Source organism: Saccharopolyspora spinosa NRRL 18395, from assembly GCF_000194155.1.
Classification (GTDB): Bacteria; Actinomycetota; Actinomycetes; order Mycobacteriales; family Pseudonocardiaceae; genus Saccharopolyspora; species Saccharopolyspora spinosa.
Genome location: NZ_GL877878.1, coordinates 3,823,333 through 3,850,174, shown reverse-complemented (window position 1 = coordinate 3,850,174; position 26,842 = coordinate 3,823,333). Strand labels below are relative to the sequence as shown.

The window sequence follows — 26,842 nt, the reverse complement described above, 5'->3', positions numbered from 1 at the left end:
GCCCCCACCGGGGCGGCAACCACCGGGGCGGCGACCACCGTGGCGGCGACCACCGTGGCGGCGACCACCGTGGCGGCGACCGTCGCGGCGGGGAGACCACCGAGGTGGTGAGCAGCGCGGCGGCGACCGCCGGGATCGGAAGGGTTTCCGGCACGACTCGCCTCGGACGGAGTCGCGCGACGAGGCGGCTGTCGCTTCGGCCGCGAAGAGCGAGCCGGAACTGCCCGAGGGCTTGGAGCCCGGGGACCTGGACATCGAGATCCGCCGTGAGCTGCTGACGCTGCCCAAGGGCTTGGCCGACAAGGTCGCTCTGCACCTTGTGGCCGCCGGTCAGCTGATCGACTCGGAGCCGGAGCGGGCCCTGGAGCATGCGCGTTACGCACGCCAGCGGGCTCCCCGCATTCCGTCGGTGCGCGAGGCCAACGGCCTCACCGCCTACCTGGTTGGAGAGTGGAACGAGGCGCTCGCGGAGCTGCGCGCCGCCCGGCGCATGGCTGGCGGGCCCGGGCACCTGGCGATCATGGCCGACTGCGAGCGCGCTATGGGGCGGCCGGAGCGCGCGGTCGAGCTCAGCCGCAGCGAGGAGGCGCCCCAGCTCGACCAGGAGGACGCGGTCGAACTGCGCATCGTCGCCGCGGGCGCCCGTCGGGATCTCGGCGAGGTTGAGGCTTCGGTGGTGAGCCTGCAGACGGCGGAGCTGGACCCGAAGCGCCAGGAGCCGTGGAGCGCGCGCCTGTTCTACGCCTACGCCGACAACCTGCTGGCGGCCGGGCGGGAGCGGGAAGCCTTCACCTGGTTCGTGCACGCGGCCCATGCCGATGACGAGGACGAGACTGACGCCGCAGAGCGGCTCGAGGAGCTCGCCGAGAAGCTGGGCGGCCCGGACGTGGTCGAGGAGCTCGTCACGGAGGCCGAGGCTGCCGCCGAGATCGACGACGAGGACTTCGACGGCGAGTCCGCCGAGATCGACGAGGACTTCGACGACGAGGCCGCCGAGATCGACGACGACTTCGACGACGATGCCGTCGACGTCGACGTCGACCTCAACGAGGAGATCGACGAGCAGTCGGAAGCCGCGAGCGCTGACTCCGAGAAGGCGGCCGAGACCGAAGGGGCCGACGAGACCTCTGAGAAGGCGGCCAAGTCGGATGCCACCGACGCCGATGCGAGCAACGAAGAAGGGGACGCGCGAGCGCAGTGAGCGGCACGCTTCTCGATGGCCATGACGTCGTGCTGTTCGACCTCGACGGCACGGTGTTCCGCGGCGGTGAACTCGTTCCTGGTGCGCTGGAGGCGATCCAGGAGGTGCACCGTCGCGGCATCCCGGTCCGCTACGTGACCAACAACGCGTCCAAACCCGATCAGGCGGTAGTCGATCACCTCGCCGGCCTCGGCTTGGACGCGGAGCGGGCTGAGGTGAGCACCAGCGCCCAGGCGGGCGCCGCGATGCTGGCGGAGAAGCTGCCGCCCGGTTCGAAGGTGCTCGTGGTCGGTTCGCCCGCGCTGGTGTCCGAAGTGGACAAGGCGGGGCTGGTGCCGGTCTCCGAGTTCGCCGACGAGCCGGTCGCGGTCGTGCAGGGCCTCTACACCGAGATCGGGTACCGCGATCTCGCGGAGGCGTGCTTGGCGATCCGCGCGGGCGCGTTGTGGATTTCGTGCAACGGTGACCGCACCTTGCCGACGGAGCGAGGTCTGGTTCCCGGCAATGGTGCGCTCGTCGCGCTCCTGCAAGCGGCGACCGACCAGGATCCGCTGGTGGCCGGCAAGCCGGAGCGCCCGCTGCTGGACCGCGCGGTCGCCTCCGCCGGCGCCGAGGCGCCGTTGATGGTCGGGGATCGGCTCGACACGGACATCGCGGGCGCGGTCAACGCCGGGATGCCGGTACTGATGGTGCTGACCGGCGTCAGCACGACACGGGACCTGCTGGAGGCCACCGACGGCCTCCGTCCCGACTACGTCGGGGCGGACCTCCGGGCGCTGCACCAGTCGCCGAGCGAGGTCGCCATCGGCGAGCAGACGACGTGGCAGGTCCGCGTCGACAGCGGCTCGCTGGAACTGGCCGCGCGGCCCGGGGAACTGCCGGGCGACGCGCTGTCGGCGCTCCGCGCGCTCTGCGCCGCTTGGTGGGCCACGTTCTCGGGCCCGGTTGCCGTGCACAGCGCGGACGAGCACGCGCAGGACGTGTTGAGACAGTTGGGCTTGGCCTGATCGGTGCATGTCGCGGCGTCGCCGTCGGGGCGTTCCGCTAGCGTGGACACGTCGCCGCTACAGCGGTCGCGGCGTGATCGATGGGAGCAGGAGCGGATGACCTCTCCGTGGCAGCAGGGGCCGCAGGTGCCGAATCCCGCGATGCTGGCGCGCCCGGCTGACGACGGTCAACCGGCGATCGACGCCATCGCGGCGGCCGTGGCCGAGCTCGACGAGGTGCGGGAGTTGCCCGTGGCCGAGCACGTCGGGCGGTTCGAAGCGGTGCACACCGCGCTCACCGACGCCCTGTCGAAGGCCGACAACCTCCTCTCCGGAACGAGTGCACACAGGAGTTGACGGTAGTGCCACGCAAGGCGCGGTTGGATGCTGAACTGGTTCGTCGCGGGCTCGCCAGGTCCCGCGAACACGCCACGGAACTGGTCGCCGCGGGCCGGGTGACGGTGCGCGGGATGGTGGCCCGCAAGTCCGCGACCGCGGTCGAGATCGACGCACCTGTGGTGGTCGCCGAGGACGTCGACGATCCGGGTTGGGCATCGCGCGGCGCGCACAAGCTGTTGGGGGCGTTGGAGGCGTTCGAGCCGGCGGGGCTGACCGTTGCTGATCGGCGCTGTCTGGACGCGGGCGCGTCCACCGGCGGGTTCACCGATGTGCTGCTGCGCCGGGGCGCGCGCGAGGTGGTGGCCGTCGACGTCGGGTACGGGCAGCTGGTCTGGAAGTTGCAGACCGATGATCGGGTGCTGATCCACGACCGGACGAACGTGCGTTCGTTGACCCCCGAGGACATCGGCGGCCCGGTGGATCTGGTGGTCGCCGACCTGTCGTTCATCTCGCTGAAGCTGGTGCTGCCGGCGCTGCTCGCGTGCGCCTCGCCGGACGCCGATCTGGTGCCGATGATCAAACCGCAGTTCGAGGTGGGCAAGCAGCGGCTAGGCTCGGGTGGCGTGGTACGCGACGCCGAGCTGCGCGCCGAAGCAGTCCTGGAGGTCGTGCGGTTCGCCGCCGAACTCGGCTTGGGCCTGCGCGGCGTCGTGGCCAGCCCGCTGCCCGGTCCGTCCGGCAACGTCGAGTACTTCGCCTGGCTGCGCCCGGGATCGAGCACCGAGGCGGACGCGGCGGAAGCGCTTGTGGTGGACGCGGTGAGGCAGGGGCCGCAAACTTCAGGCAAAGGCTCGCACCGGTGAAGGAGTGCAGTTGACCCGAGAGGTGCTGCTGGTGGTGCACACCGGCAGGCAGCACAACATGCGCACCGCGGAGAAGGTCGCCGGTCAGCTCATCGACGCGGGCCTGCGGGTGCGGGTGCTCGCCGAGGAGGCGCCGGAGCTCAGCCCGGACTGCTACCTCCAGGTGGTCGAGCCCGGCCCGGAGGCGGCGGTCGGCACCGAGCTCGTCCTCGTGCTGGGTGGTGACGGGACTCTGCTGCGTGCCGCGGAGCTCGCGCGGCTGGCCGACGTGCCGGTCTTCGGGGTGAACCTCGGCCGGGTCGGTTTCCTGGCCGGGGCCGATTCCGACGCGCTCGACGAGGCGGTGGCCGCCGTCGTCGAGTCCCGCTACTACGTCGAGGAGCGGATGACCATCGAGGTCACCGCGAAGCTCGACGGCCAGGTCCTGGTCCGCACGTGGGCGCTCAACGAGGCGAGCGTGGAGAAGAGTAGCCGGGAGCGGATCCTCGATCTGGTGGTGGAGGTCGACGGGCACCCGGTGTCGGCGTTCGGCTGCGACGGCGTGCTGTGCTCCACCCCGACCGGTTCCACGGCGTACGCGTTCTCCGCCGGTGGCCCGGTGGTGTGGCCGGAGGTGCAGGCGCTGCTGGTGGTGCCGAGCAACGCGCACGCGCTGTTCGCCCGCCCGCTGGTGGTGTCGCAGAAGTCGTTGGTGGCGCTGGAGATCGACCAGCACGGCCACCACGCGGTGCTGTTCTGCGACGGGCAGCGCCAGTTCGACCTGCCGCCGGGTGCGCGGGTCGAGGTGGTCGCGGGGGAGACGCCGCTGCGCCTGGTGCGGCTGCACGACACAGCCTTCACGGACCGCCTGGTCCGCAAGTTCGAGCTCCCGGTCCAGGGCTGGCGAGGCCCCGCCAAGGCCGGCTAGCGCCCGGAGGATCGGCAGCGCTGTTCGTTCGGCGCGGTGTTGGCGTCAGGTGGGTAACGAGCCGCTTCGCTTTTGACGAGAAAGCACATTCCCAAGTCGGGGATCCCTCGGTCCAGGCGGCGACCGTGATTCCCGCAGGGGGGCCGCCACCCGCACCACTGTGCAAACCAACCACGAACTCAATCCTTGTGCTGATCACCCCAGTGGGCGTCCGTGGGTCGGGCGATGCCGCTAGGGTGCTTGATGTGTTGGCGGAGATGCGCATCCAGGGACTGGGCGTCATCGACGACGCCACGCTCGCACTGCATGCCGGCCTGACCGTGGTCACCGGTGAGACCGGCGCCGGTAAGACGATGGTGGTCACCGGGCTGCACCTGCTCGGTGGTGGCCGGGCGGATGCCTCGCGGGTCCGGTCCGGTGCGCAGCGTGCCGTCGTGGAAGGCCGGTTCCAGACCACGATCGATTCGCCGGCGGCAAAGGTCGCCGCGGATGCCGGGGCCGAGCCCGACGAGGACGGCAGCCTGATCGCGGTGCGGACGGTGGCGGCCGACGGACGCTCGCGGGCGCATCTCGGTGGTCGTTCGGTGCCGAACGCCGTCCTGTCCGAGCTGGCGGAGCAGGTTCTCGCGGTGCACGGGCAGAACGATCAGCTGCGGCTGCTGCGGTCAGGTGAGCAGCGTGCGGTGCTGGACCGGTTCGCCGGGGAACCCGTGCTGCACGCGCTCACCTACTACCAACGGGTCCGCGCGGAGTGGGCCGACGCGGTGCGGGAACTCACCGAGCGCACCGAACGCTCGCGGGAGTTGGCCCGGGAAGCGGAGTTGCTCCGGCACGGCTTGGCCGAGATCGAGGCCGTCGCCCCGGAACCCGGCGAGGATGCCTCGCTGGTCGACGAGGCGCGGCGGCTCGCGGACGTCGACCAGCTCCGGGAGATCGCGACGGGTGCCCACCTGGCGCTCACCGGCTCTGCCGATGGCGACCCGGACATGCCCGGCGCGATCGGCCTGATCGGGGAGGCCCGGCGGCGTCTCGGGGGCGCCGAGGACCCGGTGCTGCGGGAGCTGGAGCCGCGGGTGGCGGAGGCCGTCGCGGTCCTGGCCGACGTAGGTGGCGAGCTCGGCGGCTACCTGGACCGGTTGGACGCCGACCCGGCCCGGCTGGATCAGGTGCTGGCCAGGCAGGCGGAGCTGAAGCAGCTGACGAAGAAGTACGCCGCGGACGTCGACGGCGTGCTGGCCTGGGCGGAGGAAGCGCGCAGCCGACTGTCCGGAATGGACACTTCCGAGGAGGCGCTGGCGGCGTTGGCCGCGCGGCGTGACGAGCTGGCGGCCGAGCTCGCCGAACACGCGGTCGCGGTGTCCGAGGCCCGGAAGGAGGCCGCCGTTGGGCTCGCCACGGCGGTTTCGGAGGAGCTGGACGGGCTGGCGATGCCGCAGGCGCGGCTGGAGGTCGTGGTCCAGCCGAAGGAGGTCGATCCGGGCGACCCGAACGCGCTGCCCGTGCAGGGCCGCACCCTGCACGCGGGCCCGGACGGGGTAGACGAGGTCGAACTGCAGCTGATCGCGCATTCCGGCGCCCCGGCGCTGCCGATCCACAAGGGCGCCTCGGGCGGTGAGCTGTCCCGTGTGATGCTGGCGCTGGAGGTCGTGCTCGCCGACGCCGACACGGTGCCGACGCTGGTGTTCGACGAGGTCGACGCCGGAGTCGGCGGCCGGGCCGCGGTGGAGATCGGGCGGCGGCTGGCCCGCCTGGCCCGCACCCACCAGGTCGTGGTCGTCACCCACCTGCCGCAGGTCGCCGCGTACGCCGACCGCCACCTCGTGGTGGACAAGGGCGCTGCCAACGGCGGGTTGACCCGCAGCGACGTGCGGGTGGTCGCCGACGAGCGGCGGGTCGTCGAGCTGGCGCGGATGCTGGCCGGGATGGACTCCACGGAGACCGGCCGGGCTCACGCGGAGGAGCTGCTGGACACCGCCACGGCCTACAAGCTGGCGCAGGCCCGGTTCCGGCGGCGCGGCAAGTCGGTGCCGAAGAAGCGAGAACGCAGCGGGAAATAGGCTGTTCGGCCCAACAGATTCTGCTGCTGCCGGGCCAGTCGTATCGGCGTGGCGTACCAACAACAGGTGATCTATTTGTCACCATCGGCGCATGAAACTCAGCGGTCTGCTTGCCCTCAGCAGGAAAACCTGCCCGGTGTGGCCGGGATCGCCAGGGTCGAGCGGCGTTCGGGTGATGTGCTGCGCCGAGTCCGCTCCGGCGACATCGCGGTGATCGATCACGCGGACCTGGACCGGCGCACCGCCGAAGCGCTGGTCTCGGCCGGGGTGGTCGGGGTCGTCAACGCCGCTCCTTCGATTTCCGGGCGCTACCCGAACCTCGGTCCCGAAGTGCTGCTGTCGGCCGGTATCGCGCTGGTCGACGGCGTCGGGCCCGAGCTCGTGCACCGGGTCAAGGATGGCGCGAAGATCCGGCTGCACGACGGCGGCGTGTTCGTCGGGGACCGGGAGGTCGGACGCGGGACGGCCCAGGACGCCAACTCCGTCGCCGACCTGCTCATCGAGGCCAAGGCCGGGATGTCCACGCAGCTGGAGGCGTTCTCGGCGAACACCATCGAGTTCCTGCGCAAGGAGCGGACGCTGATCCTCGACGGCGTCGGCGTGCCCGAGCTGAGCTCGTCGATGGAGGGCCGCCAGGTGCTTGTGGTGGCGCCCGGGTACGGCCACGCCGACGACCTGCAGCGGTTGAAGAAGTACATCCGGGAGTACCGGCCGGTGCTGATCGGGGTGGAGGGCGGCGCCGAGTCGCTGCGCAAGGCCGGGCACAAGCCGGACGTCATCGTCGGCGACCCGGACGTCATCGCCACGGCCATCCTCAAGTGCGGCGCGGAACTGGTGATCCCCGCCCACCTCGACGGGCACGCGCCCGGCCTGGAACGCATCCAGGACCTCGGGGTCGGTGCGGTGACGTTCCCCGCGTCGGGGAACCCGGAGGACCTCGCACTGCTGCTCGCCGACGCGCACAAGGCGAGCCTGGTGATCACGGTCGGGTTCCACGCGACGCTGAGCGAATTCCTAGACCGCGGGCGCTCCGGTTCGAACCCGTCGACGTTCCTAACCCGGCTCCGGCTGGGCAGCAAGGTCATCGACGGCGCGGCGGTGGCCACGCTCCAGCGCAGCCGGACGCCGGTCGGGGCCATCCTGCTGCTGGTGCTCTCGGTGCTGCTGGTGGCGGTCGTGGCGCTGCTGGTCTCCGGGCTGGGCACCGCTTTCCTGACCGCGGTCGCGGACTCCGGCGACTCCGTTTTCGGCTACCTCAAGGGGCTTTTCACGTGATCTCGTTGCGGTACCACATCGTGTCGATCGCCGCGGTGTTCCTGGCGTTGGCCGTGGGCATCCTCGTCGGCTCCACGTCGCTCAGCGGCCGGTTGCTGGCGGGCGTGGGCAACGAGCGACAGTCGTTGCAGGTGCAGGTCGACTCCCTCAACGCCGAGCGGACGGCGCTCAAGGCGCAGGTCGCGGCCGCCGACCGGTTCAACGCGGCGGTCGGGCCGATGACCGTGCAGGGGCAGCTGGCGCAGCGCAGCGTCGTGCTGATCACGTCGGCGGACGCCTCCGAGCAGCAGCGCGACGCGGTGTCGCAACTGCTGCGCGCGGCGGGTGCGGACGTCACCGGAGAGGTGCGCCTGGGGCAGGCCTTCGCCGACCCGAGCCGGGCGGACCAGCTCAGGAGCGTGGTCACCGAACTGCTGCCCGCCGGTGTTCAGCTGCCCACGGCGGCCGATCCCGGAACCCTGGCCGGTGGCCTGATCGGGCCGCTTGCGCTGCTGAACCCGCAGACCGGCCAGCCGCAGACCGGTGACCAGGAGCGGGCGGCGGCATTCGCGGGCCTGGCCGGCGGCGGCTTCGCGACCGCCTCGGAGGGCTTGCGGCCCGCGCAGCTCGCCGTGGTGCTCACCGGTGGCCGGATCGAGGGCGACAGCGCGGGGGACAAGGCCGCGACACTGGCCCGCTTCGCGACCCAGGTCGACCGGGCCGGTCAGGGCGCGGTGCTCGCCGGCGGCGCCGGTTCGGCCGACGGGACCGGGCCGGTCGGGGTGGTCCGCGCGGATCCGGCGATGGCGTCGGCGCTGTCCACCGTCGACGACCTGGACAGCAGTTCCGGGCGGGTGGTGGTCGTGCTTGCGCTGCGGGAACAGGCGGATCGGCAGGCGGGGCACTACGGCTTCGCCGGCAGCGCCCAAGGGCCGGTACCGGCGACTCGCGGGTAGCCCGGATGGCGGTGGACCCGCCCCTGCCGGTCTGGACCGGCAGGGGCGGGTCTCGGTGCGCGCCCCGATGGTCGTGCGTTAGGCTGGAATTCCGTGGGAGCGACGGATCCAGCCGTCCTGCCAGCGCAGAAATCCAGCCAGGCGACGGCTTGACCACGGGGAGCTTTTGTTGGTGCCGCAAGCACGCACGATCAAGCATGTTTTCGTCACGGGGGGCGTGGCCTCCTCGTTGGGTAAGGGGCTCACGGCGTCCAGCCTGGGCGAACTGCTGACCTCCCGCGGTCTGCGGGTGACCATGCAGAAGCTCGACCCCTACCTGAACGTCGATCCGGGAACGATGAACCCGTTCCAGCACGGTGAGGTGTTCGTGACTGAGGACGGTGCCGAGACCGACCTCGACATCGGGCATTACGAGCGGTTCCTGGACCGGGACCTCACCAAGAACGCCAACGTGACGACCGGCCAGGTGTACTCGACGGTCATCGCGAAGGAACGCCGAGGCGAGTACCTGGGCGACACCGTGCAGGTGATCCCGCACATCACCGACCAGATCAAGGCCCGGATCCGGGCGATGGCCGAGCCGGACGAGGACGGCCGCACCCCCGACGTCGTGATCACCGAGGTCGGCGGCACGGTCGGCGACATCGAGTCGCTGCCGTTCCTGGAGGCCTGCCGCCAGGTGCGGCACGACGTCGGCCGGGACAACTGCTTCTTCCTGCACGTTTCGCTGGTGCCGTTCCTGGCGCCCTCGGGCGAGCTGAAGACCAAGCCGACGCAGCACTCGGTGGCGGCGCTGCGCAACATCGGCATCCAGCCCGACGCGCTGGTGTGCCGGGCCGACCGGGACCTGCCGGAGGACCTCAAGCGCAAGATCGCGCTGATGTGCGACGTGGACGCGGACGGCGTCGTGGCCTGCCCGGACGCCCCGTCGATCTACGACATCCCGCGCGTGCTGCACGGCGAGGGGCTGGACGCCTACCTGGTGCGGCGCCTCGGGCTGCCGTTCCGCGACGTCGACTGGTCGGTGTGGGGCGACCTGCTGGACCGGGTGCACAACCCGTCCGAGCGGGTGCGGATCGCGCTGGTCGGCAAGTACGTCGACCTGCCCGACGCCTACCTGTCGGTCACCGAGGCGCTGCGCGCCGGCGGCTTCGCGTACCGGGCGAAGGTGGAGATCTTCTGGGTCGGCTCGGACAGCTGCGAGACCGAGGCGGGCGCGGCCCATGCACTGTCCGGAATGGACGGTGTGCTGATCCCGGGTGGCTTCGGGGTGCGCGGCATCGAGGGCAAGCTCGGTGCCATCCGCTACGCGCGCACCAACGGCATCCCGGTCCTGGGCCTGTGCCTGGGCCTGCAGTGCATGGTGATCGAGACGGCGCGGTCGCTGGCCGGGCTGGAGCGGGCCAACTCCACGGAGTTCGAGGAGCCCGCCAAGCACCCGGTGATCAGCACGATGGCCGATCAGCACGACGTGATCTCCGGTGACCGGGACATGGGCGGCACCATGCGGTTGGGTTCCTACCCGGCGAAGCTGCAGGCCGGCTCGATCGTCGCCGAGGCCTACGGCTCCACCGAGATCGCCGAGCGGCACCGGCACCGCTACGAGGTCAACAACTCCTACCGGGACCGGCTGAGCAAGGCGGGTCTGGTGTTCTCCGGGACTTCCCCGGACGACCGGCTGGTGGAGTTCGTCGAGCTGCCGCGCGAGGTGCACCCGTTCTTCGTGGGCACCCAGGCGCACCCGGAGCTCAAGAGCCGCCCCACCCGCCCGCACCCGCTGTTCGCGGCGTTCGTGAAGGCGGCCCTGGACTACCGCGCCGCGGAGCGGCTGCCCGTGGAACTGGAGCCCGTCCAGGAACCCGCGCCCAGCGCGTGATCGGCGGGTTCGAAGGCCGTTTCCAGGCTCGTTCTGGTTAGCGGTACCAATAGCGGAACCTCTCAGGCGCCGTCTCGCTGTGGGATCCCCGACATCATGAGTGCCAATTCACCAGTCGGGGCTGTCTTCGCGAGACGACGCCGGAGGACCCGCAACGGCGGCGTTTGCGAGGCCGGGCCAAGCGGCTTCGCCGCTACGAAGACAACAGCCTCTTCTAGGGTGGGCGGCGTGGACACGACGGACAACGGCGTCGCTCGCACCAACGGCGAGCACGAATTCACCACCCTGGCCAGCGAGGACGTCTACGTGGGCAAGATCCTCGCGTTGCGGGCCGACGAGGTCGGGATGCCCGGCGGCGGGCACGCGCGCCGCGAGGTCGTCGAGCACCTCGGCGCGGTCGCGGTGGTGGCCCTCGACGAGGACGACCAGGTGGTGCTCGTCTACCAGTACCGGTATCCGGTCGGCCGGCGGCTCTGGGAGCTGCCGGCCGGGTTGCTGGACGTGGCGGGCGAGGAGCCGGTGCGCACCGCGCAGCGGGAGCTCGCGGAGGAGGCCGGGATCGCCGCCCGGGACTGGTCGGTGCTGGTCGACGTGGCGACTTCGCCCGGTTTCACCGACGAATGCGTGCGGGTGTTCCTGGGCACCGGATTGTCCGATGTGGACCGTCCGGCGGCGGCCGGGGACGAGGAGGCGGACCTGGTGATCCGCCGCTTCCCGCTCGCCGAGGCGGTGCGGATGGCGCTGGCCGGGGAGATCGTCAACGGCCCCGGGGTGGCGGGGCTGCTCGCCGCCCACGCGGTCCGCGAGGGCCGGGTGGAGCCTCGCCCGGCGGATGCCGAATGGCCGGACCGGCCCCAGCGCTTCGCCGCCCGGTGAGGGGTTTCGAGGAGCTGCCGCCGGACCTGCGCGGGGCGATCACCGGGTACCTCGACCACCTTGCCGTCGAGCGCGGTACCGCCCGCAGCACTCTCGACTCCTACGCCAGGGACCTGCGCCGGTATGCCGAATTCCTGGTCGCGGCAGGGATTTCTGGGCTCGGCGAGGTGCGTTCGGAGCACCTGTCCGGGTTCTTGGCGGAGCTCCGGGAAGGCACCGGGCAGCGGCCCGCGCTGGCGCCGTCGTCGTCGGCCCGAGCTTTGGTGGCCGCCCGCGGCCTGCACCGCTTCGCGCACGCCGAGGGGCTGCTGCCGGTCGACGTAGCGCGCGATGTCGCGCCGCCGAGCCCGCCGAAGCGGCTGCCGAAGGCGCTTTCCATCGGCGACGTCGGGAAGCTGCTCGATCACGCCGGGGGCGAGGATGCCCGGGGCCTGCGGGACCGGGCGCTGCTGGAAGTGCTGTATTCGACGGGAGCGCGGATCTCCGAAGCGGTCGGGTTGGACCTCGACGACATCGACGGCACCAACCGGACCGTGCTGCTGGAAGGGAAGGGCGGCCGCCAGCGGCTGGTGCCCATCGGCCGACCGGCGCTGGCGGCGCTGGACGCGTACCTGGTACGGGCCAGGCCCGGCCTGGCCGCGCGCGGGCGGGGTAGTGCCGCGGTGTTCCTGAATTCGCGCGGTACCCGGCTTTCCCGGCAGAGCTCGTGGAACGCGTTGAAGACCGCCGCGCAGCGCGCCGGGATCAACGGCTCGGTTTCGCCGCACGTGCTGCGGCATTCGTTCGCCACGCACCTTGTGGAGGGCGGCGCGGATGTCCGCGTGGTGCAGGAACTGCTGGGCCACGCCTCGGTCACGACGACCCAGGTCTACACCTTGATCACGGTGAACACGCTGCGGGAGGTCTACGCGACGACGCATCCGCGCGCACACGCTACGGAGTGACTTGGTGACGCTGCGAATGCGAGGGGGTGGTGTACGCGGTAGACGTTGATCACACGCAGATCACAGGGAACTTCCGACACCACGGCGAGGCGCGTTGCCGCTGGTAACGAATGCCACTTAGGCTGCGTTTGATCGCCACCGGCACCAAAAGGAGTCAGATCGCCATGTCGCTGCCGCAGCCCGCCGCCGAAGGGCGGTCCCGGGGCGCGGTCGACCTGAGCATCGCCCGGGAGACGGCGGGCCGCGAGGAGGAGGTCGGCCTGGCGCCGAACCCCCGCGGCCTCGGTCCCACTGGCCGGCCACGTCGGCACATCCCCGAGCCGCCGCTGCTGGACCGGCACGGTCCCGCATCGGTGCTCGCGATGTGCAACCAGAAGGGCGGCGTCGGGAAGACCACGTCGACGATCAACCTCGGCGCAGCGCTGGCGGAATACGGGCGCCGGGTGCTGCTGGTGGATTTCGATCCGCAGGGCGCGCTCTCGGTCGGCCTCGGGGTCCAGCCGCACCAGCTCGACCAGACCATCTACAACGTGATCATGGAACGGCCGGTCGCCATCCATGACGTGGTGCGGCAGACCACCGTCGAGGGCATGGACCTGCTGCCCAGCAACATCGACCTGTCCGCGGCCGAGGTGCAGCTGGTCGCGGAGGTGGGCCGGGAGCAGACGCTGCACCGGGTGCTGCAGCCGGCGCTGGCGGAGTACGACTACGTGCTGGTGGACTGCCAGCCGTCGCTGGGGCTGCTGACGGTGAACGCGTTGGCCGCCGCGGACGCCGTGATAATCCCGCTGGAGTGCGAGTTCTTCAGCCTGCGCGGGGTGGCGCTGCTGATCGACACCATCGAGAAGGTGCGGGAGCGGCTGAACCCGAGGCTGGAGATCAGCGGCATCCTGGCGACCATGTTCGACCCGCGCACGCTGCACTCGCGCGAGGTGATGGCGCGCGTCGTCGAGGCGTTCGGCGACATCGTCTTCGATGCGGTGATCAACCGCACGGTGCGGTTTCCGGAGACCACGGTGGCCGGCGAGCCGATCACCCGCTGGGCGCCCCGCTCGGCCGGGGCGCAGGCGTACCGCGCACTGGCGCGCGAGGTGATCGCCCGATGACGCGTCGGGTCGCCCTGCCCGGAGCGGCCGAATTGTTCCGTACTACTGTTCCTCGGACGGATCACGCGAATCCGCCGGACCCGGAGCAGGCGGCACCCGCGGCGGGCCGGGGCGGCTCTGGACGGCGCAAGCACGATTCGAAGATCACCGTGTACGTGTCCGACGAGGAGTTGCTGGGCTTGGAGCAGGCGCGGCTGGCATTGCGGGCCGACCACGGCATCGCCGTGGACCGAGGCCGCGTGGTGCGCGAAGCGGTTGCCGTGGTGCTCGCCGACCTCGACAAGAACGGCGCGGACTCGGTGCTGGTGCGGCGCCTGCAGGAGCCCGGAGAGTGACAGACCCCGCGGTACCGGCGGCGCAGTCGAGCGAGGATCCCGCCGCAGGCGGCCGGTTCACGGTGCGGCTGGACAACTTCGAGGGCCCCTTCGACCTGCTGCTGCAGCTGATCTCGCAGCACCAGCTGGACGTTACCGAAGTAGCGCTGCACAAGGTCACCGACGAGTTCATCGCCTACACCAAGGCGCTCGGCGAGCGGTGGGACCTGAACGAAACCACCGAGTTCCTGGTGGTCGCCGCGACGCTGTTAGACCTGAAGGCGGCCCGGCTGCTGCCGGCCGCGGAGGTCGAGGACGAGGCGGACCTGGCGCTGCTGGAGGCCCGCGACCTGCTCTTCGCGCGGCTGCTGCAGTACCGCGCGTACAAGCAGGTGGCCGCGCTGTTCGGCGAGTTGGAGGCCGGGGCGCTGCGGCGCTATCCGCGTTCGGTGTCGGTCGAGGAGCGGTTCGCGAACCTGCTGCCGGAAGTGGTGATCGGGGTTCCGCCGCAGCGGTTCGCCGAGATCGCGGCCGCGGTGTTCCGGCCGAAGCCACCGCCGACCGTTTCGCTGGACCACATCCACCAGCACGGCGTTTCGGTGCGCGAGCACGCGGCGCTGCTGCGGGTGCGGTTGGCGGAGAAGGGCAGCGCGACGTTCTCGGAGCTGGTGTCGGACTGCGGGCACACCGTCGAGGTGGTGGCGCGGTTCCTGGCGCTGCTCGAGCTCTACCGGGAGAAGGTCCTGCTGTTCGAGCAGGAGACCCCGCTGGGTGAGCTGATCGTGAGCTGGGTGGGCGGCAGCGTGGCGCAGGCGGAGGCCGAAGCCGAGGCGCAGCGCGCCAGCCATGAAGAAGAGGAGTACGGGTGACGGAGCTGGAGCCGGAGGCCGCGGGCGAGGTCGCGGAGGAGTCGCCGACCCCGCCGCCCGCTGAGCCGCAGGAACCGTTGGAGCCGTCGGCGGCCGCTGGGGATTCCGAGGCGGTGGAGGCGCCGAGTGCGCCGGACCTGACCTCCGATTCGGCGCTGGATGCGGCGCTGGAGGCGTTGCTGCTCGTGGTCGACGTGCCGGCCGGCGAGGAGCTGCTGGCCGACACCCTGGAGCAGCCGGTGGCCCGGATCCGGTCCGCGCTGCGGCGGCTCTCGGACGGCTACGCCGAGGCGGAACGGGGCGTTGACCTGCGGCGGGTCGGCGACGGCTGGCGGTTCTACACGCGGGAGAAGTACGCCCCGTACGTGGAGCGGTACCTGTTGGACGGGCAGCGTTCGAAGCTGACGCGTGCCGCGCTGGAGACCCTCGCGGTGATCGCGTACCGGCAGCCGGTGACGCGTTCGCGGGTCGCGGCAGTACGGGGTGTGAACGTCGACGGCGTCATCCGTACCCTGGTGGGGCGCGGCCTTATCGAAGAGGCCGGAACCGACCCGGAGACGGGCGGCATCCTGTACTGCACGACCGAGCTGTTCCTGGAGCGGCTGGGGCTGTCGTCGTTGAAGGAGTTGCCGCCGCTCGCCCCCTTGTTGCCCGAAGTGGATTCGATTGATGACGTCTGAGCACCGTTCCCCGTACAGCAGCACTGCCGATTCGGAAGGCGTGCGGCTGCAGAAAGTGTTGTCCCAGGCCGGGGTGGCCTCGCGGCGCGCGGCCGAGGAGATGATCGTCGAGGGGCGGATCGAGGTCGACGGCGAGGTCGTCACCGAGCTGGGGCGCCGGGTCGACCCGACGACCGCGGTGGTCCACGTGGACGGCAACCGGGTGATGGTCAACGACGATCTGACGCACCTGCTGCTGAACAAGCCGCGCGGCATCCTGTGCACCATGTCGGACGACAAGGGGCGTCCGTGCATCGGTGATTACCTGCGGGAACGGGAGGGCAAGCTGTTCCACGTGGGGCGGCTGGACCAGGACACCGAGGGCCTGCTGCTGATCACCAACGACGGCGAGCTGGCGAACCGGCTGATGCACCCGTCGTACAAGGTGCGCAAGACGTACCTGGCGGAGGTGCTGGGGTCGATCCCGAAGGACCTCGGGCAGCAGCTGCGCGAGGGCGTGGAGCTGGAGGACGGTCTGGTGAAGGTGGACCGGTTCAAGCTGGTCGACATGAACCAGAACCGGTCGCTGGTGGAGATCGTGTTGCACGAGGGCCGCAACCGCATCGTGCGGCGGCTGCTCAAGCACGTCGGCTACCCGGTGCAGCGCCTGGTGCGGACGCGGATCGGCGATGTGCGGCTGACCAACGAGCGCCCGGGCGCGATCCGGCCGTTGAACCGCCAGGAGATCGGCTCGCTCTACCGCGCAGTGGGCCTCTGAGGCTGTTCGCGCACCGGTGTTGCGTTTGCCAGACCCGCCCGCGTTATCCGCAGCGTTGAGAAAGCCTCCGGCCCGTCCGCTCGGGACAGCCGGAGGCTTTTCCGGTCAGGCCTTCTTCGCCTGGCTGGGGAGGAACATCCGGGCCACCGGCTCGACGACGCGGGCCGCGACCGGGCCGACGATCGCCATCAGCAGCACGTAGGCGGTGGCGAGGGCGGCGAGCTCGCCCGGCACCGCGCCGGAGGCGACGGCCAGCCCGGCGATCACGATGGAGAATTCGCCGCGCGCCACCAGCGCGGCACCGGCCCGCAGCCGACCCATCCGGCCGACACCCTGCATCCGGGCGGCGAACCAGCCGGTGAGCACTTTCGTCGCGCAGGTCGCCACCGCCAGCAGCAGCGCCACCGGCAGCACCGGCGGGATCTGGCTCGGATCGGTGTTGAGGCCGAACACGACGAAGAACAGCGCGGCGAACAGGTCGCGCAGCGGCTCCAGCATGCGGGTCGCGTTCGCCGCGGTCGACCCGGAGATCGCGATGCCCAGCAGGAACGAGCCGACCGCCGCCGAGACCTGCAGCTCCGAGGCGATCCCCGCGACGAGCAGCGCCGCCCCCAGCAGGCGCAGCAGGAAGACCTCCGGGTCGGGGCTGTCGACCAGCGCGGACACGTACTTGCCGAAGCGCAGCGCGACCACCAGCACCAGGGTGATCACGACCAGCGACACCCCGACCGCGGTCAGTCCGCCGAGGAAGCTGACCCCGGCCAGCACGGCGGTCAGGATCGGCAGGTAGACGGCCATCGCCAGGTCTTCGAAGACCAGGATCGACAGGATCACCGGCGTTTCCCGGTTGCCGAGCCGACCCAGGTCTCCGAGCACCTTCGCGATGATGCCGGAGGAAGAGATGTAGGTGACGCCGGCCATTGTGAACGCGCCGAGCGGACCCCAACCCAGCAGCAGGGCCACCAGCGCACCGGGTACCGCGTTCAGCACGATGTCTATGACACCGGCCAGCCAGGAGCGGCGTAAGCCGGTGACGAGTTCACCCGCGGAGTATTCCAGGCCTAACAGCAACAACAGCAGGACCACGCCGATCTCGGAGGCGAGGTGGGTGAACGGTTCGATGCCGTGCAGGGGGACCAGGCCACCGGTGCCGAAGGCCAGCCCGCCGATCAGGTAGAGCGGGATCGGTGACACCCCGATTTTCCATGCGAGTCTCCCGAGGATGCCCAGACCGAAGAAAACCGCACCCAGTTCTATTAGGGAGATCGCCGTGTCTTGCAACGTGTTTCCTCTCGCGTGTGCCCTGCGTATGGAGTTGTTAGGGGATCGGCACGCGCTGGACCGCCGTTGGTGACGCGTGTCCCGGTCAGGTGGCCGGGAAAGTGTTCGGGACGGGCCGGATCAGCCCTTTTCCAGGATTTCGCTGGCTGCGCGTAGCCCCTTCGCGGTGCCCACGACCACCACCAGGTCGCCGGCGGAGAACTGGAAGTCCGGCCGCGGTGAGGGGTGCACGGTGCCGTCCCGGACGACCGCGACGATCGACACGGAGGTGCGGGTGCGCATCTCCGTGTCGCCGAGGGTTCGGCCGGCGTAGGGGGAGCCCGGGGCGACGGACAGCTGCCAGGTGGTGATCCCGGCGACCTCGCTGTGCTGCTCGTTGAGCTGGGCGACCAGCTGCGGGGCGCCCAGCAGGTTGGCCAGCGTGCTGGTCTCGGAGGTGGTCAAGGCGACCGAGGCGGCCACCTTGTCTGGGTCTTCGTGGTCGGAGACGATCAGCTCGAAGCGGCCGTCCCGGTAGGTGATCACGCCGATGCGGTGGCCGGATCGGGTGGTGAAGTCCTGCTGCGTGCCGAGCCCTGGCAAGGGGGTCACAGTTACATCCACACCCAAGACCTTATTCGTAGAACTTTCGTATTTGTCCCGCAGTCCGGATTGGATCTGGATGCGATTGGGATCGGCAGGAGCGGACCAGGCAGAATGGACGGTTGGTCCGGCCGGGTGTCGGGCCGATCGGTTCCGGCTCGGGAAGGACATGCACGTGGCACACGCCAGGCTCCTTGGTGTGGTGGCGCTCGACGGCCCTTCGGGCACCGGCAAGTCGACGGTGTCCCGCAAGTTGGCGTTCGCATTGGGGGCTACCTACCTCGACACCGGAGCGATGTACCGCGCCGTGACGCTGGCGGTGCTGCGCGCCGAGGTCGACCCGTCGGATCCGGCCGCAGTGGCAGGCGTGGTGCGCGCAGCGCGGCTGACGGTGGGCACCGATCCGGAGGGCCCTGAGATCTTCCTGGACGGCTCGGACGTGGGGCGGGAGATCCGCGGGCCGGAGGTGACCGGCGCGGTGTCGGCGGTGTCGGCGGTCGCCGAGGTGCGGGAGCAGTTGGTCGCCCACCAGCGGAAGCTGATCGGTGAGGCGCTGGTGTCGCCAGGCGGCATGGTCGTCGAGGGACGCGACATCGGCACCGTGGTGGCCCCGGATGCGGGTTTGAAGGTCTACCTGACGGCGTCCGCGCACGCCCGCGCGCAGCGCCGCACGGCGCAGGACGTCTCCGAGGGACGGGCCGGTGACCTGGACCGGACCCACGCGGACGTGCAGCGCCGCGATGCGCTGGACTCGGGGCGGAAGGTGGCGCCGCTGCGCAAGGCCGACGACGCGGTGGAGCTCGACACCACGGACCTGGGTGTGGTGGAGGTGCTCACGCAGTTGCGCAAGCACGTGGAGTGCCGTGGCCTGCTGGTCGCGGCGGAGCGGACGACGCCATGAGCGACGAGACCCTGCCCGAGGGCGCGTCCGGTGGAATGCACCGGTGCGGCCAGTGGATTTCGCGCCGGATCGTGCAGCTGCCGTACCGGGTGCGGATCCACGGCGCGGAGCGGATCCCGCGCACGGGCCCGGTGGTACTGGTGGCCAACCACAGTTCGATGATGGACGGGCCGCTGCTGTTCGGAATGATCCCGCGCCACGCGGTGTTCCTGATCAAGCAGGAGATGTTCCGCGGTGCGCTGGGCTGGTTCCTGCGCCGCATCGGGCAGATCGGGGTGCGCCGCGGTGCGCCGGACCGCGCCCCGCTGCTGGCGGCGGTGCGGGTGCTGCGGGCCGGTGGTCTCGTCGGGGTGTTCCCGGAGGGCACCCGGGGTGATGGCGATGTGACCAATGCGCAGCACGGTGCGGCGTGGTTGGCGCGGACGTCGGAGGCGCTGATCCTGCCGGTGGCCTGCCGGGGCACGCGCCGCCCGGATGGCCCGGGCCGTAGGCTGCTACCGAGGATCGACGTGTTGTTCGGGGAGCCGATCGTGCTGCCGGCGGGCAAAGGCCGCGCCGGGCTGGTCGTGGCGACCGAGGCGGTGCGCACCGAACTGGTCGAGCTGATCGCCGAGCTGGATCGGCTGGTCGCGGACCAGAGCCAAGACTATTCGAGAGGGAAACGAGCGTGACCGACGAGTCGGTGGAAGGCCTGGACGGCACGTGGTCCGACGAGGCTGAGTGGGCTGAGTTCGACGAGGTCGAAGCGGTCGAGGGCGAGGAGCCGACGAAGCCGCAGCCGGTGCTGGCCGTGGTCGGCCGTCCCAACGTGGGCAAGTCGACGCTGGTGAACCGGCTGCTGGGCCGTCGGGAAGCCGTCGTGCAGGACACCCCTGGTGTCACCCGGGATCGGGTGGCCTACGACGCGTTGTGGAACGGGCGCCGCTTCACGGTGGTCGACACCGGTGGCTGGGAGCCGGACGCGAAGGGACTGCAGGCGTCGGTGGCCGCGCAGGCGGAACTGGCCATGCACACCGCCGATGCGGTGCTGCTCGTGGTGGACGCCCGGGTCGGTGCCACCGAGACCGAGGAAGCCGTGGCCAGGGTGCTGCGGCGGTCCAAGCGTCCGGTGCTGCTGGCCGCCAACAAGGTCGACGACCAGCGAGGCGTCTCCGACGTGCATTCGCTGTGGTCGCTGGGGTTGGGCGAGCCGATGCCGGTCAGCGCGTTGCACGGGCGCGGTTCCGGTGACCTGCTGGACGCCGTCCTGGAGGTGTTCCCGGAGACGCCGCGCGAGATCTTCGGCGCGACCGGTGGGCCGCGGCGGGTGGCATTGGTCGGCAAGCCGAACGTGGGCAAGTCGAGCCTGCTGAACAAGCTGACCGGGGAAGAGCGGTCGGTGGTGCACGACGTCGCGGGCACCACGGTGGACCCGGTGGACTCGCTGGTGGAGCTGGACGGCCAGGTGTGGCGGTTCGTCGACACCGCCGGGCTGCGCAAGCGCGTGAAGACCGCAAGCGGCACCGAGTACTACGCGTCGCTGCGCACCAAGGCCGCGATCGAGGCGGCCGAGGTGGTGATCGTGCTCATCGACGGCTCCGAGCCGTTGAGCGAGCAGGACCTGCGGGTGATCACTATGGTCGTCGAGGCCGGTCGGGCATTGGTGATCGCCTACAACAAGTGGGACCTGGTCGACGAGGACCGCCGCCACCAGTTGGAGAAGGAGATCGACCGCGAGCTGGTGCGGGTGCGGTGGGCCGAGCGGGTCAACGTGTCGGCGAAGACCGGTCGCGCGGTGGCGAAACTGGCCCCGACGCTGCGCACGGCGCTGGATTCGTGGGACACCCGGATCTCCACCGGCCGGTTGAACGGTTGGCTTTCCGAGCTGGTCGCGGCCAACCCGCCGCCGGTGCGGGGCGGCAAGCAGCCGAAGATCCTGTTCGCCACCCAGGCGCAGTCGCGGCCGCCGACGATCGTGCTGTTCACCACCGGGTTCTTGGAGGCCGGGTACCGGCGGTTCCTGGAGCGCAGGTTCCGGGAGACGTTCGGGTTCGTGGGTAGCCCGGTGCGGATCTCGGTGCGGGTGCGGGAGCGGAAGGCCAAGGGCGGGCGCCGCTGACACAGTGCGCTCGGGTGGCGTGTGCGCTGCGCTTTCGCGGCCCCGCTAGTCTGCTGGCGACCCTCGGAACAGGGAGGTGACCGAGAGGTGCGGGCTGACGACGGCGGGGGGCCGATCCGCGTTGTGCTTGCCGATGACGAGGCGATGCTGCGGCGTGGCCTGCGGGTGTTGTTGGAGGGCGACGGCTCGATCCGGGTGGTCGCCGAGGCGGGCAACGGGGATGAGTTGCTGGCCGCGGTGCGCGCGTACCGCGTCGACGTCGCCCTCATCGACGTGCAGATGCCCGGCAAGGACGGGCTGACGGCGTTGCGGGACTTGGCGACGTTGGCGAATCCGCCGGTGCCGGCGGTGCTGACGACGTTCGACCTGGACGATTACGTGGCCGATGCCTTGCGGTTCGGGGCGCACGGGTTCCTGCTCAAGGACGCGGAGCCCGCGGTGCTGGTTCGGGCGGTGCACGATCTGGCGGCCGGTGGGGCGGTGCTGGATCCGCGGATCACTGCGCGGTTGTTGCCCAGGTTCCGCAGTCTGTCCGACAACGCGCACGAGACGCAGCTGGTGCAGGGGTTGTCCGGGCGGGAGCGGCAGGTGCTCCAGTTGTTGGCGGATGGTCGGTCCAACGCCGATATCGGGGTCCGGCTCGGGCTGACCGAGGCGACGGTCAAGAGCTACGTGTCGACGGTGTTGAGCAAGCTCGGCGCGCAGAACCGGGTGCAGGCCGCGTTGATCGCGCAGCGCGTGGCGGGCGGCTTCCGGTGAGTTCGGTGCGCTGGTCTCGGCTCGGCGTTGAGGCGCTGGTCGTCGGGATTCCGGCGGCAGCTGTGCTGGCCGCGCCCGACCCGTTCGGCTATGCGACGGTGTCCGGTTTGGTGGCTTCGGCGCTGCTGCCGTTGCGGCGGTGGCCGCGGATCGCGGTGCTGCTGTGCATGCCAGCGTTGGCCGGTGGTTTGGGTTGGGCGCCGACGGTCGTGGCGTTGTACGCGTTGGGGCGCGCGCAGCCGCGGATCCAGATGTTGGTCGGCTGGGTGTTGCTGACCGCGGCGGTCGCCGTGGCACCGGTGATGATCATGCAGTCGCTGGGGGTCGGGTCGATCATCCTGACCGTGGCGTTCGTGCTGCTGGCGGCAGGCGCGCCGACGGCATTGGGGGCGCTGGTGGCGTTGCGGGAGCAGCTGGCGGACAGTCTGCGGAAGCTGGAGGCGGCCACCGAGGCGGAGTTGCAGGCGAAGGCCGAGACGGCGCGCGCGGAGGAGCGGGCCCGGATCGCGCGGGAGATCCACGACGCGGTGGGACATCACGTGACCTTAATCGCGGTCGAGTCGGCGGCGTTGGCGGCCACCACCGAGGATCCCGGTGCGAAGGAGACCGCCGGGCGGCTGCGCGGGTTGGCGAAGCAGGCGCTGGACGAGATGCGCGCGACGCTCGGGCTCGGCGCCCCCAGGCAGCGGGCCGGGTTGAGCACGATCCCGGAGCTGGTCGTGCGGGCGCGCGCCGCCGGTGTGGATGTGGAGCTTTCCTCGGAGATCCGCGACCCGCACGGGGTGTCGCCTGCGGTTGAGCGCGCGGCTTACCGGGTCGTCCAGGAGGCGTTGACGAACGCTTCCAAGCACGCACCCGGTGCTGACATCAAGGTGCGGCTGGTGTTCCGCGAGGGCTCGCTGCACGTCGCCGTCACAAACGGCGCCCCCGACCGGCGGGGACCGGCCATCGAGGTCGGCAGCGGCGGGTCCGGGCTGGCCGGCCTGTCGGAGCGGGTGCAGATGGCCGGTGGGCGGTTGGCCGCCGGGCCGTCCGAGGACGGTGGCTTCGAGCTGGTGGCCGTGCTGCCGCAGCAGCGCTGACTGAAACGGAGTGTGCATGCGAGGCCTTCAACTGCGTGGCGGGCAGGAATTGCCGGTGCTGGGGCAGGGCACCTGGGGCATGGGGGAGCGGCGTGGGCAGCGCGCGGCGGAGGTCGCCGCGCTGCGGCGCGGCCTGGACCTCGGCCTGGGGCTGATCGACACCGCCGAGATGTACGGCAGCGGGGGCGCCGAGGAGGTCGTCGGTGCCGCGATCGCCGGGCGCCGCGACGAGGTTTTCCTGGTCAGCAAGGTGTATCCGCACAACGCGGGTCGGCGTGGCGCCGTCGAGGCGTGCGAACGCAGTCTGCGGCGGTTGGGCACCGATCACCTGGACGTCTACCTGCTGCACTGGCGCGGTAGCACGCCGTTGGCGGAGACGCTGGACGCGTTCGAGCAGTTGCGCGCCGACGGCAAGATCCGGCATTTCGGGGTGAGCAACTTCGATCCCGAGGACATGGCGGAGTTGTTCACGAGCGAGCTCGGTCGGCAGTCCGTCACGAACCAGGTGCTTTACAACCTCACGCGGCGCGGCATCGAGCTCGACCTGCTGCCGTGGTGCCGTCAGCAGGGGTTGCCGGTGATGGCGTACTCGCCGATCGAGCAGGGGCGGCTGTTGGGCGAGCCGGTGTTGCGGCGGGTCGCCGAGCGGCACTCGGTGACCCCGGCGCAGGTAGCGATCGCCTGGGTGTTGGCGCAGGACGGGGTGTGCGCGATCCCGAAGGCGGCCACGGAAGCGCACGTCGAGGAGAACCGGGCGGCGTTGGACATCGAGTTGTCGGCGGCGGATCTCGCGGAGCTCGACGCGGGTTTCCCGGCCCCGCCGCACCCGGTTCCGCTGGAGCTCCTCTGACGCTTGTTCGGCGGTGCGGGATTCGGTCCCCACCGCCGAGCAGGGCTTTCCGTCAGCGCGCCAGCGACTTGCGCAGGAAATCCACCTGGAGCAGCAGGAGGTTCTCGGTGGTGGTCTCCTCGGTCGGCATGTGGCTGACGCCCGGTAGCGGGAGCACGTTGTGCGGACGGGCGCACGCGGTCAGCGCGGCGGACAGCCGCAGTGCGTGGGCTAGGACGACGTTGTCGTCCACGGTGCCGTGCACGATCAGCATCGGGCGTTCCAGGTTGCCGGCGTCGGCGAGCAGCGAGTTCTTCACGTAGACGTCGGGGACTTCGTTGGGGTCGCCTAGGTAGCGCTCGGTGTAGTGGGTGTCGTACAGCCGCCAGTCGACCACCCCGGCACCAACGACTGCGGCGTGGAAGACGTCCGGGCGGCGCAGCACGGCCAGCGCAGCGAGGTAGCCGCCGAAGGACCAGCCGCGGATGGCGACCCGGCCGAGGTCGAGTTCGGGGTGTTGTTCGGCGGCTGCGTGCAGGGCGTCGACCTGGTCCTGCAGCGGCGGGCCCGCTAGGTCACCGGCGACGGCTCGGTCCCATTCGGGGCCTCGCCCGCCCGTTCCGCGGCCGTCGGTGACCAGCACCGCGAAGCCCTGGTCGGCGAACCACTGCGACGTCAGGTAGCCCTGCTGGCGGGAGAGGACGCGTTGCGCGTGCGGGCCGCCGTAGGGGTCCAGCAATACCGGCAGCGGGCCGTCGGCCGGGTCGTAGTCGTTTGGCAGCAGCAGGGCGCTGCACAGCTCGCGGTCGCCGAGGCTGAGCAGTTCGACGTTGAGCTTCATCTCGGGGTCGTCGGCCTGATTGCCGATCTCGGCGATTTCCTGCTCACCGCGGTGCACGCGGACGCGGGTGCGGGGCTCGTCCAGCGTGGACGTGGCGACGACCAGCACATCACCGGAGCGGGTTCCGATGTGGACACCGGGCCGGTGGGTGACCTGCCGGGCACCGTCGGCGGTGACGCGGTAGAGGTGCAGCTGGGTCGGATCCTGCTCCGAGGCGGAGATCAGGATGTCCTCGTCGCCGATGTCGAGGACGGCCCGCACCTGCAAGACCGCGGCGGTCCAGGGTTGGTCGCCGACGACCAGCCGGTACGCGCCGTCGTCCGCGCTGATGCGCACCAGGTCGCCGTTCGGGGTCCAGGCGGGCCAGCCGGGTTTGATCTCCACCCAGTGCGGGTCGGTGTCGCGGTGTACCTCGGTGGTCCGGCCGGTGGCGGGGTCGAAGGCCAGGACGAGTTGGGTGCGCTGGTCGCGGGTTTCCACGGCGATCAGCGGCCGACCGTGCCGGGACCAGTGCGCGGTGACGAGGTAGGGGAAGGCCTGGCGGTCCCAGTCGACGTCCACCCGGTTGCCGTCGAGGTCGAAGACGGCCAGCGACACGTCCGCGTTGGCCGTGCCGGCGGCCGGGTAGCGCATGGCCGTCGGCTTGCTCAGCGGGGCGGACGGGTCGGCGATGTACAGGTACTGCACCGGGGATTCGTCCACGCGGGCCGCCAGCAGCCGCGAACCGTCCGGTGACCACCAGTAGCCGCGGTGGCGGTCGATTTCCTCGGCGGCGATGAACTCCGCCGCGCCCCAGGTGATGTCGGCGCCGTCCGGTTCGGCCAGGGCTCGGTCGCCGGAACCATCCACATCGATCACCCGCAGCTGGCCGCCGGAGAGGTAGGCCACCCGGTTCCCGTCGGGGGCGGGCCTGGGGTCGGCCACCGGCTGCTGCGCCGGCAGTTCGCGGGCGTCGCCGGTCGCGACGTCGACCACGAACAGCCGCCCCGAGATGGTGAAGGCGGCGAGGTGCCCGTCGCGGTCGGTGGCGTAACCGGTGATGCCCAGGGCCCGCTCCCGGGCTCGTTCCCGGCGGGCCTGCTCCTCTGGCGAGACCTCGTCGTCGGTGCGGAGCGCGGCCGGGTCGGCGAGCATCCGCTCCTGGCCGGTCTCGGTGTCGAGGGCCCACAGGGCGTTGCTGCGTTCGGTGCCGCCCGCTGAGCGCAGGAAGAGCACGGAGGCACCGGCGGTGACGGTCCGCGGCGCGCCCAGGGTGAAGCCCTGGGTGCGGGCGCTGCGGCGGGGAAACGACGCTGACGGCATGCAGCCAGCCTGCCATTTCCGCCGGGCATTTGCGCGATCGGGTGGCGGTGCGGCGAAAAGCCTCCACGGGTGGATTATTCGCCCGTGTGTCGGTAGGGGGTGTCGCGCGGCCCGAATCCTACGGTCGACGCCGATTCGCTTTGGCCCACAGCGGCTTCCCGGTTCAGCGGGGGTCGACCGACCTGGGATGAGACCTGCCATGTACCTCTCGATGGTGGTGCCGTGCTTCAACGAGGAGCGCGGCCTGCAACGGTTGCACGACGCGCTGGTCGCGGCGTTGTCCGGACGCGTCCGGGATTACGAGGTGATCCTGGTCGACGACGGCAGCACCGATCGGACGCTGCGGGAGGCGCGCCGGTTGGCGGCGCTGAACCCGCGTTTTCGCTACGTGTCGCTGAGCCGCAACTTCGGGAAGGAAGCGGCGATGCTGTGCGGGTTGCGGCATGCGCGGGGCCGCCGGGTTGCGCTGCTGGACGCCGATTTGCAGCACCCGCCGCGGTTGTTGCGGCGGATGCTGGAACTGTTGGACTCCGGGTACGACCAGGTCGTCGCGCGGCGCAGCCGCGACGGTGAGGGCCGTTTCCGGTCGGCTCTGTCCAAAGTGTACTACTGGGTGTGCGGTCGGCTTGTGGACGTGCGGTTGCAGGACGGGGCCGGGGATTTCCGGGTGCTGTCGCGCCGGGCCGTCGACGCGGTGCTGTCGCTGCCGGAGTACCACCGGTTCTCCAAGGGGCTTTTCGCGTGGATCGGCTTCGACACGGCGTACGTGTCGTTCCGGAACGTGCCGCGGGGCGGTGGGGGTTCGCGGTGGACGTTCGGTGCGCTGGTGAACTACGGCATCGACGGGCTGACTTCGTTCAACAGCAGGCCGCTTCGGCTGTCGATCTACCTGGGCGTGCTGGTGGCGCTGCTGGCCGGAGCCTACGTGCTCTTCGTCGTGGCGAACACCATTGTGGACGGTGTGCACGTGCCCGGTTACGCGACGTTGCTGGCCGGGGTCGTCGGATTGGGCGGGCTGCAACTGCTGTTCCTCGGGGTGCTCGGGGAGTACCTGGGCAAGAGCTACTTCGAGGCCAAGCGCCGGCCCCACTACCTGGTCAAGGAGTCGAGCCCGGAATTCCACCCGCAGGCCCGCGAGCGCCGGTTGCACCCGGCCGCCGAGTTGGCTTCGTAGGGGGAGCG

25 protein-coding genes and 1 pseudogene are annotated in these 26,842 nt (G+C 70.9%); 23 read left to right on the top strand and 3 right to left on the bottom strand.

Annotated features, from left to right (window positions below):
- The first annotated feature begins 232 nt into the window (after positions 1–232).
- The 16 genes and pseudogenes from SSPN_RS0119115 (at position 233) to SSPN_RS0119040 (ending at position 15,985) form a co-directional block, all read left to right on the top strand.
- Complete coding sequence (locus SSPN_RS0119115) at positions 233–1,201, top strand: tetratricopeptide repeat protein (protein WP_010697220.1); 969 nt, start codon at positions 233–235, stop codon at positions 1,199–1,201.
- Positions 1,198–2,208, top strand: a complete 1,011-nt coding sequence (locus SSPN_RS0119110) for an HAD-IIA family hydrolase (RefSeq protein WP_010697213.1) — start codon at positions 1,198–1,200, stop codon at positions 2,206–2,208. The genes SSPN_RS0119115 and SSPN_RS0119110 overlap by 4 nt, the downstream gene beginning before the upstream one ends.
- 96 nt (positions 2,209–2,304) lie before the next feature.
- Entirely contained in the window at positions 2,305–2,544 is a 240-nt protein-coding gene (locus tag SSPN_RS0119105) for a hypothetical protein (protein ID WP_010697211.1), read from the top strand.
- 5 nt (positions 2,545–2,549) lie between these two features.
- Positions 2,550–3,389 (top strand): TlyA family RNA methyltransferase, encoded by an 840-nt coding sequence (locus SSPN_RS0119100; protein ID WP_010697208.1) that lies wholly within the window; start codon positions 2,550–2,552, stop codon positions 3,387–3,389.
- A gap of 10 nt (positions 3,390–3,399) precedes the next feature.
- On the top strand, positions 3,400–4,296 hold the full coding sequence (locus SSPN_RS0119095; RefSeq protein WP_029535497.1) for an NAD kinase: 897 nt from the start codon (positions 3,400–3,402) through the stop codon (positions 4,294–4,296).
- A 245-nt stretch (positions 4,297–4,541) separates the two neighbouring features.
- The gene (gene recN / locus SSPN_RS0119090; protein WP_044574366.1) at positions 4,542–6,353 is read left to right on the top strand and encodes a DNA repair protein RecN; all 1,812 of its coding nucleotides are present in this window, start codon (positions 4,542–4,544) and stop codon (positions 6,351–6,353) included.
- 91 nt (positions 6,354–6,444) lie between these two features.
- Positions 6,445–7,628 (top strand): annotated as a pseudogene (steA, locus tag SSPN_RS0119085) (putative cytokinetic ring protein SteA).
- Complete coding sequence (locus SSPN_RS0119080; protein ID WP_010697200.1) at positions 7,625–8,563, top strand: copper transporter; 939 nt, start codon at positions 7,625–7,627, stop codon at positions 8,561–8,563. Before steA ends, SSPN_RS0119080 begins: the two are co-directional and overlap by 4 nt.
- A 172-nt stretch (positions 8,564–8,735) precedes the next feature.
- Complete coding sequence (locus SSPN_RS0119075) at positions 8,736–10,439, top strand: CTP synthase (RefSeq protein ID WP_029535496.1); 1,704 nt, start codon at positions 8,736–8,738, stop codon at positions 10,437–10,439.
- A gap of 219 nt (positions 10,440–10,658) precedes the next feature.
- A complete protein-coding gene (locus tag SSPN_RS0119070; RefSeq protein WP_010697189.1) occupies positions 10,659–11,315 on the top strand; it encodes an NUDIX domain-containing protein in 657 nt (218 codons plus the stop codon).
- Positions 11,279–12,259, top strand: a complete 981-nt coding sequence (locus tag SSPN_RS0119065; RefSeq protein WP_010697187.1) for a site-specific tyrosine recombinase XerD — start codon at positions 11,279–11,281, stop codon at positions 12,257–12,259. The genes SSPN_RS0119070 and SSPN_RS0119065 overlap by 37 nt, the downstream gene beginning before the upstream one ends.
- A 164-nt stretch (positions 12,260–12,423) precedes the next feature.
- A complete protein-coding gene (locus tag SSPN_RS0119060; protein ID WP_029535493.1) occupies positions 12,424–13,365 on the top strand; it encodes a ParA family protein in 942 nt (313 codons plus the stop codon).
- A complete protein-coding gene (locus SSPN_RS0119055; RefSeq protein WP_010697182.1) occupies positions 13,362–13,700 on the top strand; it encodes a hypothetical protein in 339 nt (112 codons plus the stop codon). Before SSPN_RS0119060 ends, SSPN_RS0119055 begins: the two co-directional genes overlap by 4 nt.
- Positions 13,697–14,548 (top strand): segregation and condensation protein A, encoded by an 852-nt coding sequence (locus tag SSPN_RS0119050; protein WP_010697181.1) that lies wholly within the window; start codon positions 13,697–13,699, stop codon positions 14,546–14,548. The genes SSPN_RS0119055 and SSPN_RS0119050 overlap by 4 nt, the downstream gene beginning before the upstream one ends.
- Positions 14,545–15,228, top strand: a complete 684-nt coding sequence (scpB, locus tag SSPN_RS0119045) for an SMC-Scp complex subunit ScpB (protein ID WP_010697178.1) — start codon at positions 14,545–14,547, stop codon at positions 15,226–15,228. The genes SSPN_RS0119050 and scpB overlap by 4 nt, the downstream gene beginning before the upstream one ends.
- Complete coding sequence (locus tag SSPN_RS0119040; RefSeq protein WP_010697176.1) at positions 15,218–15,985, top strand: pseudouridine synthase; 768 nt, start codon at positions 15,218–15,220, stop codon at positions 15,983–15,985. The genes scpB and SSPN_RS0119040 overlap by 11 nt, the downstream gene beginning before the upstream one ends.
- 105 nt (positions 15,986–16,090) lie before the next feature.
- On the opposite strand, the gene SSPN_RS0119035 is transcribed toward SSPN_RS0119040, so the two are convergent.
- Positions 16,091–17,266 carry a cation:proton antiporter gene (locus SSPN_RS0119035; RefSeq protein WP_029535491.1) on the bottom strand — a complete coding sequence of 392 codons (1,176 nt, stop codon included), beginning with the start codon at positions 17,264–17,266 and terminating at the stop codon, positions 16,091–16,093.
- A 120-nt stretch (positions 17,267–17,386) separates the two neighbouring features.
- Positions 17,387–17,869, bottom strand: coding sequence for a cation:proton antiporter regulatory subunit (locus SSPN_RS0119030; protein ID WP_029535490.1), 483 nt, complete (start codon positions 17,867–17,869; stop codon positions 17,387–17,389).
- Positions 17,870–18,017: 148 nt separating this feature from the next.
- Here SSPN_RS0119030 and cmk point away from each other — a divergent pair, with 148 nt between their 5' ends.
- The 6 genes from cmk to SSPN_RS0119000 all read left to right on the top strand — a co-directional run bounded on the left by cmk (position 18,018) and on the right by SSPN_RS0119000 (position 23,538).
- The gene (cmk, locus tag SSPN_RS0119025) at positions 18,018–18,749 is read left to right on the top strand and encodes a (d)CMP kinase (protein WP_010697171.1); all 732 of its coding nucleotides are present in this window, start codon (positions 18,018–18,020) and stop codon (positions 18,747–18,749) included.
- A complete protein-coding gene (locus SSPN_RS0119020) occupies positions 18,746–19,420 on the top strand; it encodes a lysophospholipid acyltransferase family protein (RefSeq protein ID WP_010697170.1) in 675 nt (224 codons plus the stop codon). The genes cmk and SSPN_RS0119020 overlap by 4 nt, the downstream gene beginning before the upstream one ends.
- Entirely contained in the window at positions 19,417–20,847 is a 1,431-nt protein-coding gene (der, locus tag SSPN_RS0119015; RefSeq protein WP_010697169.1) for a ribosome biogenesis GTPase Der, read from the top strand. Before SSPN_RS0119020 ends, der begins: the two co-directional genes overlap by 4 nt.
- An 87-nt stretch (positions 20,848–20,934) precedes the next feature.
- Complete coding sequence (locus SSPN_RS0119010) at positions 20,935–21,606, top strand: response regulator (RefSeq protein WP_010697168.1); 672 nt, start codon at positions 20,935–20,937, stop codon at positions 21,604–21,606.
- 5 nt (positions 21,607–21,611) lie between these two features.
- On the top strand, positions 21,612–22,688 hold the full coding sequence (locus tag SSPN_RS61705) for a sensor histidine kinase (protein WP_272941744.1): 1,077 nt from the start codon (positions 21,612–21,614) through the stop codon (positions 22,686–22,688).
- A 16-nt stretch (positions 22,689–22,704) separates the two neighbouring features.
- On the top strand, positions 22,705–23,538 hold the full coding sequence (locus SSPN_RS0119000) for an aldo/keto reductase (protein WP_029535489.1): 834 nt from the start codon (positions 22,705–22,707) through the stop codon (positions 23,536–23,538).
- Positions 23,539–23,590: 52 nt separating this feature from the next.
- Here the strand turns inward: SSPN_RS0119000 and SSPN_RS0118995 are convergent, their stop codons facing one another.
- Positions 23,591–25,660 carry a S9 family peptidase gene (locus tag SSPN_RS0118995; protein ID WP_010697164.1) on the bottom strand — a complete coding sequence of 690 codons (2,070 nt, stop codon included), beginning with the start codon at positions 25,658–25,660 and terminating at the stop codon, positions 23,591–23,593.
- A 199-nt stretch (positions 25,661–25,859) separates the two neighbouring features.
- Between SSPN_RS0118995 and SSPN_RS0118990 the strand changes: the two genes are divergently transcribed.
- Positions 25,860–26,834: a glycosyltransferase family 2 protein gene (locus SSPN_RS0118990; RefSeq protein ID WP_010697162.1), complete on the top strand. Its 975-nt coding sequence runs from the start codon at positions 25,860–25,862 to the stop codon at positions 26,832–26,834.
- Positions 26,835–26,842 lie beyond the last annotated feature (8 nt).

Coding starts and splice junctions, on each gene's coding strand:
- SSPN_RS0119020 (WP_010697170.1), top strand. CDS start 18,746: ATGAGCGACGAGACCCTGCCCGAGGGCGCGTCCGGTGGAATGCACCGG.
- SSPN_RS0119000 (WP_029535489.1), top strand. CDS start 22,705: ATGCGAGGCCTTCAACTGCGTGGCGGGCAGGAATTGCCGGTGCTGGGG.
- SSPN_RS0118990 (WP_010697162.1), top strand. CDS start 25,860: ATGTACCTCTCGATGGTGGTGCCGTGCTTCAACGAGGAGCGCGGCCTG.
- cmk (WP_010697171.1), top strand. CDS start 18,018: ATGCACGTGGCACACGCCAGGCTCCTTGGTGTGGTGGCGCTCGACGGC.
- SSPN_RS0119105 (WP_010697211.1), top strand. CDS start 2,305: ATGACCTCTCCGTGGCAGCAGGGGCCGCAGGTGCCGAATCCCGCGATG.
- SSPN_RS0119060 (WP_029535493.1), top strand. CDS start 12,424: ATGTCGCTGCCGCAGCCCGCCGCCGAAGGGCGGTCCCGGGGCGCGGTC.
- SSPN_RS0118995 (WP_010697164.1), bottom strand. CDS start 25,660: ATGCCGTCAGCGTCGTTTCCCCGCCGCAGCGCCCGCACCCAGGGCTTC.
- SSPN_RS0119040 (WP_010697176.1), top strand. CDS start 15,218: ATGACGTCTGAGCACCGTTCCCCGTACAGCAGCACTGCCGATTCGGAA.
- SSPN_RS0119055 (WP_010697182.1), top strand. CDS start 13,362: ATGACGCGTCGGGTCGCCCTGCCCGGAGCGGCCGAATTGTTCCGTACT.
- SSPN_RS0119065 (WP_010697187.1), top strand. CDS start 11,279: ATGGCCGGACCGGCCCCAGCGCTTCGCCGCCCGGTGAGGGGTTTCGAG.